At 55.9% G+C, this 14221-nt stretch carries 11 protein-coding genes; all 11 read right to left on the minus strand.

Features of this window, described 5'->3' with window-relative positions; translation table 11 throughout:
• Positions 1-236: 236 nt before the first annotated feature.
• Positions 237-1379 (minus strand): alpha/beta hydrolase-fold protein, encoded by a 1143-nt coding sequence (locus B0B12_RS02730; RefSeq protein WP_076665955.1) that lies wholly within the window; start codon positions 1377-1379, stop codon positions 237-239.
• Positions 1380-1421: 42 nt separating this feature from the next.
• A complete protein-coding gene (locus B0B12_RS02735) occupies positions 1422-2372 on the minus strand; it encodes a GNAT family N-acetyltransferase (RefSeq protein ID WP_076665956.1) in 951 nt (316 codons plus the stop codon).
• 302 nt (positions 2373-2674) lie between these two features.
• Positions 2675-4129 (minus strand): NADH-quinone oxidoreductase subunit N, encoded by a 1455-nt coding sequence (locus B0B12_RS02740; RefSeq protein ID WP_076665957.1) that lies wholly within the window; start codon positions 4127-4129, stop codon positions 2675-2677.
• Between the two features lie 6 nt (positions 4130-4135).
• Positions 4136-5743 (minus strand): NADH-quinone oxidoreductase subunit M, encoded by a 1608-nt coding sequence (gene nuoM, locus B0B12_RS02745; protein WP_083704059.1) that lies wholly within the window; start codon positions 5741-5743, stop codon positions 4136-4138.
• Positions 5740-7626, minus strand: a complete 1887-nt coding sequence (gene nuoL, locus B0B12_RS02750) for an NADH-quinone oxidoreductase subunit L (protein WP_076665958.1) — start codon at positions 7624-7626, stop codon at positions 5740-5742. The genes nuoM and nuoL overlap by 4 nt, the downstream gene beginning before the upstream one ends.
• 4 nt (positions 7627-7630) lie before the next feature.
• Positions 7631-7939 (minus strand): NADH-quinone oxidoreductase subunit NuoK, encoded by a 309-nt coding sequence (gene nuoK, locus B0B12_RS02755; RefSeq protein ID WP_076665959.1) that lies wholly within the window; start codon positions 7937-7939, stop codon positions 7631-7633.
• Positions 7936-8493, minus strand: a complete 558-nt coding sequence (gene nuoJ, locus B0B12_RS02760) for an NADH-quinone oxidoreductase subunit J (RefSeq protein ID WP_076665960.1) — start codon at positions 8491-8493, stop codon at positions 7936-7938. Before nuoJ ends, nuoK begins: the two co-directional genes overlap by 4 nt.
• Before the next feature lie 3 nt (positions 8494-8496).
• Positions 8497-9012, minus strand: coding sequence for an NADH-quinone oxidoreductase subunit NuoI (gene nuoI / locus B0B12_RS02765; RefSeq protein WP_076665961.1), 516 nt, complete (start codon positions 9010-9012; stop codon positions 8497-8499).
• 248 nt (positions 9013-9260) lie between these two features.
• Positions 9261-10229 (minus strand): NADH-quinone oxidoreductase subunit NuoH, encoded by a 969-nt coding sequence (gene nuoH, locus B0B12_RS02770; RefSeq protein WP_076665962.1) that lies wholly within the window; start codon positions 10227-10229, stop codon positions 9261-9263.
• Positions 10199-12934 (minus strand): NADH-quinone oxidoreductase subunit NuoG, encoded by a 2736-nt coding sequence (gene nuoG, locus B0B12_RS02775; protein WP_076665963.1) that lies wholly within the window; start codon positions 12932-12934, stop codon positions 10199-10201. Before nuoG ends, nuoH begins: the two co-directional genes overlap by 31 nt.
• Positions 12916-14217 carry an NADH-quinone oxidoreductase subunit NuoF gene (gene nuoF, locus B0B12_RS02780; RefSeq protein WP_076665964.1) on the minus strand — a complete coding sequence of 434 codons (1302 nt, stop codon included), beginning with the start codon at positions 14215-14217 and terminating at the stop codon, positions 12916-12918. The genes nuoG and nuoF overlap by 19 nt, the downstream gene beginning before the upstream one ends.
• Positions 14218-14221: the final 4 nt, after the last annotated feature.

Genomic DNA, 14221 nt, shown 5'->3' on the forward strand with positions numbered 1-14221 from the left:
AAGGGGGAATTGTGTATCAAGGTAAGGAAAAATGCAATAGAAAGCCACTCGTTGTAGCCATTTTTAAATGAATTAGGAGTCCTGTAGGACAAATATATGTGGCTTAAATTACTGTTTCAGCGCAATAGAGGTATAGGAGGCATTTAGATTGGTCGACAAATCTGAGCTATCGATTCTTAGGAAATATATAGGTTTTACAATATTTGCAGGTGGGATTGATCTAGCCTGATTTCTTATCACTTGCCGAGCATAAACAGCAGTGCATCGGGCATGCGTTTCGCCCAGGCCGCCTCGTTGTGCAGGGCGTTCTTGTCCAGTACCCAGGTATAGTCTTTGCCATTGCGGTAACCTTTCTGCTGCAGGGCTTCGAGCATCTCGTCTATACCCGGCTGCAGGCGCGCCTCCAGGTCAATGCCGCCGTTGTCAATGTAGAATCGGAGCTTCTTCTTTTTGCCACTATAGGCTTGTACCTCTTTTACGTAATCGATGTGCATGATCTTGAAAGCGGGTGACATGCAGATGGCCTTGCTGAAAACCTGCGGATATTCCCAAGCCAGCATAAAGGCCATAATGCCACCGGCCGAGGAGCCGCCCGTTAAGGTATGCTTCGCACCCGGTTTGGTACGGTATTCCCGGTCGATCAAGGGCTTTACAGTATGGACCACAAACTCCATGTAAGCGCTACCTTTGTCGCCTGGTACGTACTCTTCCATACGGTCGGGCGTGTTGTTGATCCCTACGATAATGGCAGGCTCCATTTGCTTACTGCGGATCAGGCTGTCAGCTATTTCGTCGATGCGCCAGTCTACCCCGAAAGAACTGGTAGCCGGGTCGAACACGTTTTGGCCGTCGTGCATGTAGAGCACCGGGTAACGCTTGCTGTCCTGCTCATAGCCAGGCGGCAACCACACGACCAGGTCGCGGTGTTTCAGGCTGTCGGCTTTCAGGTTACGGTGATAGACTACCTTGCCCGTGATGCCGCCTTTTACCTCTTGTGTTTTCTTCTTCAGCCAGTGCGCTAACGTATGCTGCACGGTGGTGTCGCCTTCGAGTTGGAGACTGAAGTTGGGTAGTGGTTGGCCCTGCGCATCGGTAGCCTCATTGTCCCAGGAACCGAGCGTAAATTTGTAGGCGATTAACCGCTCCTTCAGGTACAGCTGCTTTTCCCATACCTGTTTGCCTATATGCTGCATGACCACTTTGTCGGGCTGCCAGTTGCCGAGCGCCGCTGTGCTACCGGTCAGGTATACGCGCTGCGAGTCGGGGAGCGTGGGGGCGTGCACCCGGAACGTGACGCGCAGGCTATCCGACTGTTGTTGCCCCGAGGCAGACAAGCAGAAGCTAAGCACAACAAGAAGGGTCAACAGAAGGTATCGCATCGGGTTTGTACAGGAAGTTCAGCCTTAAAGATAGCGGAAATGTCACAGACAGCGGACATCGATCGTGAGCGGTTCCTCCAGTTTAAGTTCGTTGGTGCCCACAATGTAATGGCTGAAGGCATTAAGAGCACTTTTCTGCAGGGCATGGTATACCGGATCGCTTGGCCGGCAGCAAACCTGCATGTAATTGATGCCCTGCTTATACAGTTCCAGCGATACTTCCGGCAAGGTGTGGATGTTATCCCGGGTCAGATTATAGATGGTGGTCGTTTTCAGCACAGAGCCTACCAGTGGCACGTACTTGTTCGTGCGTACAAACCGTTTGCCGAGCCAGATGCCGCCGCTCAGCACCGGATTTACGGATTTCACTTTAAGCTGGTAGATCTGGTGCGTGTGCCACAGGCCAAGTCCGCTTTCTGTCACCTCGTGGAAATCGCTCAGCCGCTCGCTGTCGGAGAGCAGCGAAACACTGAAAACAGGATCATCGAAAGTCGTATTTTCGACCCGCAGGGTGCGCGCTGTCGGGAAGGTCAGGTATAGGAACTCGTACAGATAAGTGTTGCGGTATGATTTGGAAAGTAAATGCAGCATGGTGAGGTTGCCTGCCCGCAAAGTGGTAAACTGACCTGCCAGACCTTTGGGCTCAAAGAAGCGTTCCCGAACGCAATTTGCCAGCTCGCGCCCGATGCCTTTGTTGCGTACGGCTGGATCAACTACCGCATCGAAGCCGAAGCCGGTCTTCTCCAATACTCCGTTGATACGCATGGGAACCTCCGCGGCAGTGACACCAGCCAGCACTTTGTCATCTGGTGCGATGGCCGTGAAAGCAGTATAGTCCTCAAAGAGCGAAGCCCGGCTCAGGAACTGCGGCCGCATGGTCTCCAGCTTTACCATAAAGCCCTGCGGTGACTCGCGCTCAATTTCCAAGAGCGCCTGCTCATGCTCAGGACGGTAGGGCACTACTTTAAAACCCTTGTTCTTCTTGGTGGCCATGACGAGAGACTGGTGCCTTTTTAGCGCTCAGCGAGCTTATGCGGGTAGGGCAAATTGGAAAAATATATTCTCTAATTACGAATTATTTTGTAAACAAGTAAATATTAAATTTAATTATTTATAGTCATTAATTGTCTCGCTTTATTCGTCCATAGGTTCCTTCAGAAACTTGAGCAGACCTGCCTCGGGCTATCTTTTGTTTGACTTGGAATCCACATTCAGGACAAATTTTTCCAGCTAATTATATTAAAAAAAGCCCCTCTGATTAGAAAGGCTTTGACTCAATAAGCTGATGTATGTTCTCAAGGAGTAGCTGTTGCCAACATTCCCTGGATAACCTGAAGCAAACCAGAAGGATATACGCCGATGTAGAGCAGCAGCAGTGCCAGCACGGTGAGCGTACCCACGCTGGCCAGGTAGATGGAAGGGCGCAGCCTGCTGCGCGGCTGAATGGCCGTGTCAGCTTCCGGCTGCTGGAACATGACGGCGATGATGCGGATGTAGTAGAACAGGCCGATGACACTGTTGAGCGCCAGCATGACCACCAGCAACCAGAGTTGGGTGTTCACGCCTGCCGCCAGGATGTAGAACTTGCCCACGAAGCCCGCTGTGAGCGGGATGCCTGCCAGCGAAAGCAGCATGGCCGTGAACACCGCCGCCGTCCAGGGACGGCGCCAGAGCAGGGCGCGGTAATCTTCCAGTTGTTCTGCGTCGCGCTCTGTGTCCGAAAGCATGGCCACCACCCCAAAGGCACCGACGGTGGTGATGAAGTAGGCCACCAGGTAGAAGGTCACCGCTTCTACACCCATCTCGTTGCCGGCCAGGAAGGCTACCAGCAGGTAGCCCAGGTGCGCGATGGAGGAGTAGGCGAGGATGCGCTTGACGTTGCGCTGCAGCAGGGCCAGCAGGTTGCCGGCCAGCATGGAGGCAATGGCCACGATGGTGAAAATCAGCACGAGGGTCGGGTAGCGGAAACCGTCGACTTCCATGAAAAAGCGGATCAGCACACCCAGAACGCCGCCTTTGGAAACTGTAGCAATGAAAGCCGTGACCGGAGCCGGAGCGCCTTCATACACATCGGGCGCCCACATGTGGAAGGGTACCACGCTCAGCTTGAAGCCGATGCCCACGATCATCATACCAAAGCCTGTCAGAAGCAAAAGCGGCAGCTCAGTGAAGCCTGCAATGGCCGTGGCGATACCTGCAAACTCCATGGCGCCGGTGCTGGCGTATACCAGCGCCATACCAAAGAGCAGAAAGGCCGAGGAGAAGGCTGCCAGGATCAGGTATTTGATGCCCGCCTCGTCAGATCGCTCGCGGGTGCGCAGGTAGGCGATAAGCGCATAAAGCGACACGCTCAGGATTTCCAGTCCTAAGAACAGCGAAGCAAAGTGCTTGCTGACGACCAGCATACAGGCCCCGATGGTAGCCAGCAGGAGCAGGATGTAGTACTCTTCCTTGCGCTCTTCCCTTTGCTCGAAATAGGCATAGGAGAGCATGCTGATGAGCAGGGCTGTGAGCAAAATCATGCCGATGTAGAACACGCCGAAACCGTCAATCACCAGCAGCGGCTCGATGGTATAGCGCCCCACATCCCGAAGCTCAAACAACGAGGCAAAAGCTGCCAGGAAGGAAACGGCCGTGATCACGTACATGATCTTGTGGTTGCGCCCCACGGCAATCACCAGCATCGACACCAGCACCGCAAAGGTGAGGATAAGCAGCGGCAGGAGGTGTTGGAAATCGGTCAGCGTCATGGCGTTTTAATTTGAAGATTTGAGAATTTGAAGATTTGAATATGGCTTCGATTCTTCAGGCTTTTCCGTGCTGGCTGTCTTTTCAGGTATAGCCGGCTCCCCGGTTACATTTGCTTGCGCAATGGGCTCCTTCTTTGCTTCTGATCCGGAATAGGCCTGCAATTGTTCCTGTATGCTGGGTCTGGCGGTTTCGAGAAATGGCTGCGGGTATAAGCCTAGCCATAGAATCATGGTCACCATAGGTATAGCAATGAGCATTTCGCGGGCGTTCAAGTCAGCAAGCGGTTGCTCCAGGTGGTTGGCTTCCAGGAAAATCTTCTGCATGATGCGCAGCGAATAGATGGTAGCCAGCACAATGCCGATGGTTGCGAAAACCGTCAGCCAGTTGTTGGCCTGCCAGGAGCCGACCAAAGTCAGGAATTCAGCAATGAAGTTGCCAAGACCGGGCAGGCCGAGTGAGGCCATTACGAAGATGATCGCAATCACACCCATTTTCGGAGCTGTGGACCAGAAGCCGCCCATCTGCCGGATGTCGCGGGTATGGAGCCGTTCGTAGAGGAAGCCGGCGATGATGAAAAGCGCCCCGGTGCTCAACCCGTGCGTGATCATCTGCATCACCACGCCCTGCAGTGCCCACTCATTGAAAGCAAACACGCCCAGAATTACAAAGCCCATGTGACTCACGCTGGTATAAGCCACCAACCGTTTCAGGTCGGTTTGCGAAAAGGCCAGCATCGCGCCGTAGAGAATGCCTACCACGCCCAGCAGCATGGCCCAGGGGGCAAACTCCACGGTAGCAGTCGGGAAGAGCGGAATCACAAAGCGAAGCAGTCCGTAAGCGCCCGTCTTGAGCAGCAGTCCCGCCAGGATCACGCTGCCCGCCGTTGGCGCCTGCGAGTGCGCATCGGGCAGCCAGGAATGGAAGGGCACCACCGGCAGTTTCACCAGGAAAGCAGCCAGGAAACCGAACATGAGCAGGCGAGCCGCCTCCGGTGCCAGCGTGGTGTTGAGCAGCTCGAAGTAGCTGAAGGTATAGATGCCGGTCTGGTTGCCGTGGATGAAGTAGAGCCCGAGGATGGCCAGCAGCATGAGCAGACCGGAAGCCTGCGTAAAGAGAAAGAATTTGAAAGCGGCATAGCGGCGGTTTTCATGCCCCCAGATGCCGATGAGGAAATACATCGGGATGAGCATCACCTCCCAGAAAAAGTAAAACAGGAAGAGGTCCATGGTGAGGAACACGCCGGTTATACCTGCCATCACCCACAACAGATTGAAGTGGAAGAATGCGACCTTGCTTTGAATCTCCCGCCACGAAATGAGCACCGACAGCAGGCCCAGGAAAAAGGTGAGCAGCAGCATCAGCAGACTCAGGCCGTCGAGCGCCAGGCTGATGCCGATGCCCCATTGCGGAATCCAGGGCTGGTCGAACTGTACGAGCCAGGGCGAACCCAGCATAGGGGTTGGACGGCTCAGCCACAGGTAGAGTGTCATTCCGAAAACAGCCAGAACCGAACCCAGTGCTATCCAGCGGGGCAGGGCGCGGTTTACTTTCCCGGAGATCCAGGCCAGCACCCCGCCGGCCATCAGTATCACAATCAGCCAGACCAGTATCATAGCAGTAGACTTATGGTTAAAATCATGATCGCCCCGACAACAATACCCGCCACGTAATTGCGCATCACGCCGGTTTGGGTGGTGGAGAACAGCTGGTGCAGCCCCTGGGTTATCCTAGCGAGGAAGGTATAGACGCTGTCGATGAAGTCGCTTTTATTCAGTTTCGACAGGTAGACATAAGGCCGCACAAAGAGCGTGTCGTAGAGTTGGTCGAAGCCCCAGCCCGAGTACCAGAAGCGGTGGATGGCCATGGCGGTTTCGGAGCGGTGGATGCTTTCGACGAGCTCCGGCTTTTTGTAGTAGAAGAGGTAGGCGATGAAGATGCCGCCCAGCGAAACCACCGCCGCCAGCAGCTGCAGCATCCACTCGTATTGAGTCAAGCCCTCCACCACTTGCACCGCCGGCAGCACAGGAGCCAGGAAGTCGGAGAAGAGCACCACATGCCCGAAGTTGTGCGGCAGCTCAATGAAACCACCCGCGAAAGAGAGTATACCTAAAATTATCAGGGGCATGGTGATAGCCATCGTCGGTTTATGCCCCACATGGGTTTTTTCTTCGCCATAGAAGGTCAGGAAGACCATCCGGAAGGTATAAATAGAAGTGATGAAAGCGCCCAGCAAGCCAGCCAGGTATAGCCAGATGTTGCCGTTTTCACCGGCCAGCTGCAGCCACAGGATCTGGTCCTTGCTGTAGAAACCCGCCGACACCAGCGGGAAGGCCGCGAGCGAGGCCGCGCCGATCAGGAAGGTATAGAACACGACCGGTAACTTTTGCCGAAGCCCGCCCATCCGGCGCATGTCCTGTTCGTGGTGCAGCGCCAGAATAATGGCCCCGGCACATAGGAAGAGCAGCGCTTTGAAAAATCCGTGAATCATGAAGTGAAACACGCCTGCCGACCAGGCGCCTACACCCAGGGCCAGGAACATGTAGCCTATCTGGCTGATGGTGGAGTAAGCGAGGACCCGTTTCAGATCGTATTGCGTGAGGGCCGCAAAACCTGCGATGAGCAACGTAACAGCGCCAATCACGGCCACGGCCGTCATGGCCACAGGTGATAGGGCGAAGATCACATGCATGCGGGCAATCAGGTATACGCCGGCTGTCACCATGGTGGCGGCGTGGATAAGCGCACTCACCGGTGTCGGGCCCGCCATGGCGTCCGGCAGCCAGGTCTGCAGCGGCAATTGACCTGATTTACCCACGGCACCGCCGAGCAGGAGCAAGGCAATAATCATGGCCGTTTCGTTGCCGACGCTCCATACCTGTGCCGCCTCCGTGGAGATGCTTTGGATGTGCAAGGTGCCGAAGTGCTGGAAGAGCATGAACAGACCGATGGCCATGGCCGTGTCGCCGACGCGGGTGATAATAAAGGCTTTGCGGGCGGCATAGCCGTTGGCTGGCTCCTTGTACCAGAAACCGATGAGCAGGTAGGAGCAGAGGCCCACGCCTTCCCAGCCCAGGTATAGCAACAGTAAATTGTCCGCCATCACCAGCATCAGCATGGAGCCCACAAAGAGGTTCATGCAGGCGAAGAAGCGTGCGTAATCCTGGTCCTTCGCCATGTACTCCGTGGAGTAGATGTGAATGAGAAAACCCACAAAGGTGATGACGAAGATGAAGACCATCGAAAGTGCATCGAGGTGAAAGGCGATGGCCGGACTGAAGCCTGCCACATCAAACCATTGCCATACCTCCTGCCTGATGAAATCCGGACGCGTGCTGAGGAATTCTATACCTAAGGCTAGCGTGATAGCCGCTGCTATACCTACGCTCCCAACCCCGATGGCCGAGACCAGCGCGCGGGAAATGCGGTTGCCGAAGAGCACCAGTAAGAGGGCGCCGGCAAAAGGCAGGGCGGGGATTAACCAGAGTAATTCTCCCATAGCGTTATCCTTTCATAAAGTTAGCCGCGTCGCTGTTGAGCGTCTTCAGCTGGTGATAAATCTGCAGTATCAGGGCCAGACCAACCGACACTTCGGCGGCGGCCATCGTGAGGATGAAGATGAACATGATCTGTCCGTCCGGCTGCGCCCAGTGGCTACCTGCCACGATAAAGGCCAGCCCGGCGGCATTAAGCATGATCTCCACCGAGATAAGCATGAAAATGACATTGCGCCGAATCATCACGCTGATTAGCCCAAGCATGAACAACACGCCCGCCAGCAACAAGCCGGTTTCTATGGGTATAGCGGTCATAGCGCGGCGCTCCTTTCTTTTTGCGGCTCCTGCTGCTGCAGGAAGCGGTGGATGACTTTTTTCTTCTGACGGCCTAAATGGTAGGCCCCGACGATGCCGGCCATCAGAAGAATACCGGAAAGCTGCACGCCCAGTACATAAGGCCCATACAGCGCCAGGCCGACAGCCTGCGCGTCTACGTAACTCGCAACGGAAGGAGCAGTGGGGACTTCGGCAATCGCCAGCAGGTATACCAGTTCAGCCAGTAGTACAAAAGAGAGCAGGGCCGGGCCGATCCAGAGTTTGGGCTGGAGCCAGGCCTTCTCCTGTTCCACATCTTCGCGGGTGAGGCTCAGCATCATGATCACGAAGATGATGAGCACCACGATAGCCCCGGCGTAGACGATGACTTCGAGGGCAGCCATAAAGGGAGCGCCCATGGTCAGGAACACCACGGCCACGGCCAGAAAAGACACCACGAGGTAGAGCAGGGCATGGATCATGTTGTAGCGCGTGATGACCATGACAGTGGCTAGCACGGCAACAGTTGCGGCTATATAAAATGTGATTTCCATAGGCTAGGGTATTAAGCTTTTGATGTCTACCGGTGGGGATTCATTCTCGGCCTCGCCCTTGCCTTTTCCGCCGATGGCCAGGCCCGCTACCTTGTAGTAGTTGTAGCCGTGGTACTTGCCCTGTCCGTTGATGAGCAGGTCTTTTTTCTCGTAGACGAGGTTTTGGCGGTTGTACTCGCCCATTTCGAAATCAGGGATCAGCTGGATGGCGTAGGTAGGGCAGGCGTCTTCGCAGAAGCCGCAGAATATGCAGCGCGAGAAGTTGATGCGGAAGAACTCGGGGTAGCGCCGACCGGTACTATCCTCGGTGGCCTGCAGGGCAATGCAGTCCACGGGACAGGCAGCGGCGCAGAGGTTGCAGGCCACACAGCGCTCACCCCCGTCCGGGTCGCGCGAGAGCACGATGCGGCCCCGCCAACGGGTCGGTAGGATGGCCTTTTCCTCCGGATACAGAATAGTATCCCGCTTGTGAAACGCATGCAGGAACGTGAGCCACATACTGCGCAATAAACTAAACATAAGTGCTCCTTTCGTTTGTTGTTTTCTTTTTAAACTGTCCCCTTGAGGGGACTACAGGGGTGTTCATCATGCACGATCGTCATCCCCCTGCCCCCAAGAGGGACTTTTTTGTCTAACACTTGACGGTGCAAGGCTCTTGGTGACATACTTCCGACTGGCTTTACACCCCTATAGTCCCCTCAAGGGGACAGTCTCTCGAGGTCCGAATTCTAACTTTTCAACTCCTAAACTCTCAAACTCCCAAACTCCTAAACTCCCTCTCTCATCCACAGCAACACCCCGGCCGTCACGATCAAATTCAACAGCGTCAGCGGTAGCAGATACTTCCAGCCGTACTCCATCAACTGATCGTACCTGGGGCGCGGCATAGAGGCGCGCAGCAGGATGAAGATGCCGAGGAAGAAGGCAGTCTTCAGGATGAACCAGACGATGGGCGGCAGGAAATCCGGGCCGAGCCAGCCGCCGAAAAACAGCGTCACGATCATGCAGGAGATGAGCGTGATGCCCATGTACTCGCCGATGAAGAACATGCCGAACTTCATGCCCGAGTACTCCGAGTGGAAGCCCGCGATCAGCTCACTTTCCGCCTCCGGAATGTCGAAGGGCAGGCGGTGCGTTTCGGCTATACCTGCAATGAAGAAGATGACGAAGCCGATGATCTGCGGAATGAAAAACCACATGCCCCGCTGCGCCTCCACAATCTCACTCAGACTGAAAGAGCCTGCCATCAGCACCACGCCCATCAGAGAGAGCCCCATGAACACTTCATATGAGATCATCTGGGCCGCGCCACGCATGGCACCGAGCAGGCTGTACTTGTTGTTCGAGGCCCAGCCGCCGAGGATGATGCTGTAGGCCCCCATGGAAGACATCGCCAAAAAGAACAGCAAGCCAATGTTGAGGTCGGCCACCACTATACCTGGGGCAAAGGGAATCACCACAAAAGACATCAGCACCGTAACAACCACAATGGCCGGGGCCAGCACAAAGACGGGCTTGTCGGCGAAGGGCGGAATCCAGTCCTGCTTGAAGAATAGCTTGATGGAGTCAGCAGCCACAATCAACAGGCCGAAGGGACCGGCGCGGTTCGGGCCATAGCGGTCCTGGAACAAAGCCAGACCGCGTCGTTCGACCCAGATAAGGGCTGCCGCCACGTTAAGCATGACGAACAGTACGCCGCCAATGATCAGTAAGTAGTTTGGGGTTGCTGCTTCCATTTCAGTTCTCGGTTAAGTGTGGCCCAGGCAGGCAATTCAGCATAAGGTATACCCGGCAGCCCGGCAGGCAGGCCCGCAGTGCCGCTGCGTAGCAACGGACTTATTTTCACGGGCACCTGGTAGACTTGTCCGTCGATGGTGAAGCTCAGACTCTGCCCTTCCTGCAGTTTCATCAGGAGGGCATCCTCTTCGTTGAGCAGCACATAAGGCTCCGGCGCCCGCTCCACAATGGGCGGCGAGTGCATGCTGAGCTCCTCGGATCCGAAAATGTGGTGAAGTGGCAGCATGTAGAGGTGCCCCTCCAATGGCTGAAATTTCTGCGGTACCGTGCGGGTATAGGGTGCCGTTTTAGACGTATCTGGTTTGATCAGACGCAAGCCCGGATCGCCGCCTTTCAGCTGGCCGCCCACTTCCTGCTGGTACTTGTTGGTGGCCTGCGAGGAGTTCCAGCCCGGTGCCCAGAAAAATGGGATGATGGACGAAGGCGGCTGTCCGCGGTAGCCTTCCATGGTATAGGAAAGGGGCGCGTCCGGGTCAACCGGTGGTTTGGGCTCGTTCACGTTGATGTTGGCCAGCATGGCGGTGCGGCCACTGAATCGGTGCGGCGCACGGGGTATTTTCTGACCGGCAATGCGGAAATCGGTGCCCGGTGCGACGGCTTCTATCCCTTTCAGCTCCGGCTTTGCTTTCACCATCGCCTGCAGGATATCATCGAAGCCGTGCCAGTGACTGATGCGGTCGTGGGCGAGGATCGTGCCCAGTTCGCCCAGCCAGCGCCAGCTTTCCTGCAGGTCCTCTTGGGTTGGGTATACCTGGAAGAAGCGCTGCGCCCGCCCTTCGTTGTTGATCAAGGTGCCATCGGCTTCGGCAAAGGTGCCAGCCGCGAGCAGGACGTCGGCCTCCTCGGTGGTAGCATTGTGCAGGTGGTCGAGCACGATCACGTTCTTGGCCGTCTTCAGAAAGTTGGTCACCTTTCCTGCACTAGCCCTTCGGTAGAGGTCATTTTCCAGGATGATCACTGTATCTGCATAGCTGTTAAGAACCGCTTCGAAAGCTGAGTCTAGATTGTGTCCGCCCAGCATCGCGAGGCCCATGCTGTTGCATTCGGGCAATGTGAGGACAATTTCCGCTTCTTTTTCTTTGGCTACCAGAGCGTTCGCGATACTCGCGGTGGCCATCAGTACCCTTTCACTGCCGCAGTGCGTGCCGGAAATTACGAGTGGCTTTTTCGCCCCCATCAGCGTCTCGGCAATCTGCCGGGCCAGTTGCAGCTCGTTTTCGTTTAGACCCTTCACCTCCGGGAAGTCCGAGTGGATGAAATGGGCCACGGCAAATCCCAAGCGGGCAATGGCATCCGGTGAGTCGCGGTAGGTTTGGGTGGCGATCTCGTCGAGTTTAGTGTCGTGAATGGTAGCAATGAAGAGCGGACCTTTATCGTCCTGCACGATCTCCCGCACCGCCGCATCCTGCCAGGCTGGTATGCTGGCTTTGGAGATGTGCTCCAAGGCCGGTTGCCTGCGCACCGACTGCCGCACAGCTAAGGCCAGCATCGGGGCGGTATTGATCAAGTCTTCACCTAGTATGAAAACTGCATCGGCTTGTTCCACTTCCCGCAAGGATGGCGTACGGGCAGCGCATTCTTTCAGGATCTTCAGTGCCCGGCAGACCAGGTCATGCTCCGTGTCGGCTACACCATGGTAGAAGTTATCATCGCCTACCAAGGTCTTGAGCACAAAGTTAGACTCCAACGAAGCGCGGGGAGAACCGACGCCGATGACACGGCCCGTTCTGAAGGCAGCCACTGCCGCCTGCAAAGCAGTCAGTTTATCAGTGGCTTCCGGCACCTGGCTGCGAACTAATGGCTTTCTGATTCTTCCGGGATGGTTCACATGCTCATAGCCGAAGCGGCCGCGGTCACAGAGGAAGTAGCCGTTCACTTCGCCGTTATAGCGGTTGGTGATGTTGCGCAACGTACCATAGCGCTCGCCGGCCGTGATGTTGCAGCCCAGGCTGCAGTGGTGGCACACGGAGGGCGCCATAGTAAGGTCCCATTTGCGGGTATAGTGCTGCTTGAGCGTCTTGTCGGTGAACACACCCGTCGGGCATACCTCCACCAGGTTGCCGCTGAATTCGCTCTCGAGCACGCCGTCTTCGTAGCGGCCAAAGTAGAGGTGGTTGTGCGCTGCAAACACGTCGAGGTCTTTGCCGCCGGCATAGTCTTTATAGTAGCGCACACAGCGGTAGCACTGAATGCACCGGTTCATTTCGTGGTTGATGAAGGGGCCAAGATACTGGTTGATGTAGGTGCGCTTATCGAAGCGGTAGGCCCGGTAGTTGTGGCCCGTCATCACGGTCATATCCTGCAGGTGACAGGCGCCGCCTTCGTCGCACACGGCGCAGTCGTGCGGGTGGTTGGTCATCAGCCAGCCAATGATGTGCGCCCGGAATTCTTTGGCTTCCATGTCGGCGATGGAAAGGCGCATGCCGTCGCGTACCTGCTCCATGCAGGACATAAAGAGCTTGCCCTTCTTATCATTCTCGTCCTTGTATACCTTCACGGCGCACTGGCGACAAGCGCCGATCGAGCCCATGGCCGGGTGCCAGCAGAAGTAGGGCAGGTCCTTGCCGAGGGTGAGGACGGCTTCCAGTAGGTTTTTACCGGTGGGTACTTCGTAGGGTTTGTCGTCTATATAGATGGTTGCCATACTTTCGCTTTGCTCCAGGGACAGTGGTGTTCGTGAATGTGCCGTTCAAAATCCTCCCTGAAATATTTCAGAGCGCTCTGCAGAGGTTCCATGGCACCGGGGGCAAGCGCGCAAAACGTGTTGCCGGGACCGAGGTATTTGGTATGAAAGTCGAGTGTGAGGAGGTGTTCGGGTTTGCCCTCGCCTTTATCGATAGCCAGTAGTATTTTCTCTACCCAGGGCAGTCCCTCGCGACAAGGCGTACAGAATCCGCAGGACTCCTGTGCAAAGAAGTGCTGCAGGTTTTGCACGAAACCGACGGGGCAGGTCTGGTCGTCGAGTATAATCATGGTGCCCGTACCCATGCGGCTTCCGGCTACCTGAATGGCGGTATAATCCATCGGCAAATCGAGGTGCTCATCCACCAGGAAATCCGTGGAAGCACCGCCTGGCAACAGCCCTTTGAACAGGTAGCCGTCCTGCATGCCGCCGCCGTGCTCTTCGATCAATTCGCGGATGGTGGTGCCCATCGGCAGTTCCCAGCAGCCGGGTGTTTTCACGCGACCGCTGATGCCGTAGAGTTTGGTGCCCGCGTCCTGGGTTTTGCTCAGGCCTTTAAACCACTCGGCACCGTTGTTGATGATGTGCGGCAGGCAGCAAAGCGTCTCCACGTTGTTCACGATAGTCGGCTTGCCAAACAAACCACTTACCTGCGGAAAAGGGGGCTTGGCACGAGGGTTGGCCCGCTTGCCTTCGAGGGCATTGAGCAAAGCCGTTTCCTCGCCGCACATATACCTGCCCACGCCAGTGTGCAGGTGCATGTCCAGACTGAAACCTGAGCCTAGTATATTTTCTCCCAGATAACCCGCTTCATAAGCTTCGGCAAGGGCTTTGATGATTTCCTTTGCCGCCACTTTGTAAGCCCAGCGCATAAAAATGTAAGAAATGCTCGCGTCGATGGCGTAGGCCGCTACGATCATCCCTTCGATTAACTGGTGCGGGTTGCCCTCCAGCAGCACCCGGTCTTTGAAAGTACCAGGCTCCATCTCGTCAGCGTTGGCTACGAGGTATTTGGGCTTGGCCGCTTCGGGTCCCATGGGCACGAAGCTCCATTTCAGGCCGGTATTAAAGCCAGCCCCGCCGCGCCCGCGCAGGTTGGAGTCTTTCACCAGCGTCTGCACCTCGGCAGGGGCCATTTCTTTCAGGATTTTGCGCACAGACTGGTAGCCGCCTACCTGCTCATATTCCTTGAGCGAGAGTGGCGCGCGTCCGGGGACAATGTGTTGGGTCAGGGGCTTTTCCATGGGT

It is taken from the genome of Pontibacter indicus, assembly GCF_900156345.1.
GTDB classification, from domain to species: domain Bacteria; phylum Bacteroidota; class Bacteroidia; order Cytophagales; family Hymenobacteraceae; genus Pontibacter; species Pontibacter indicus.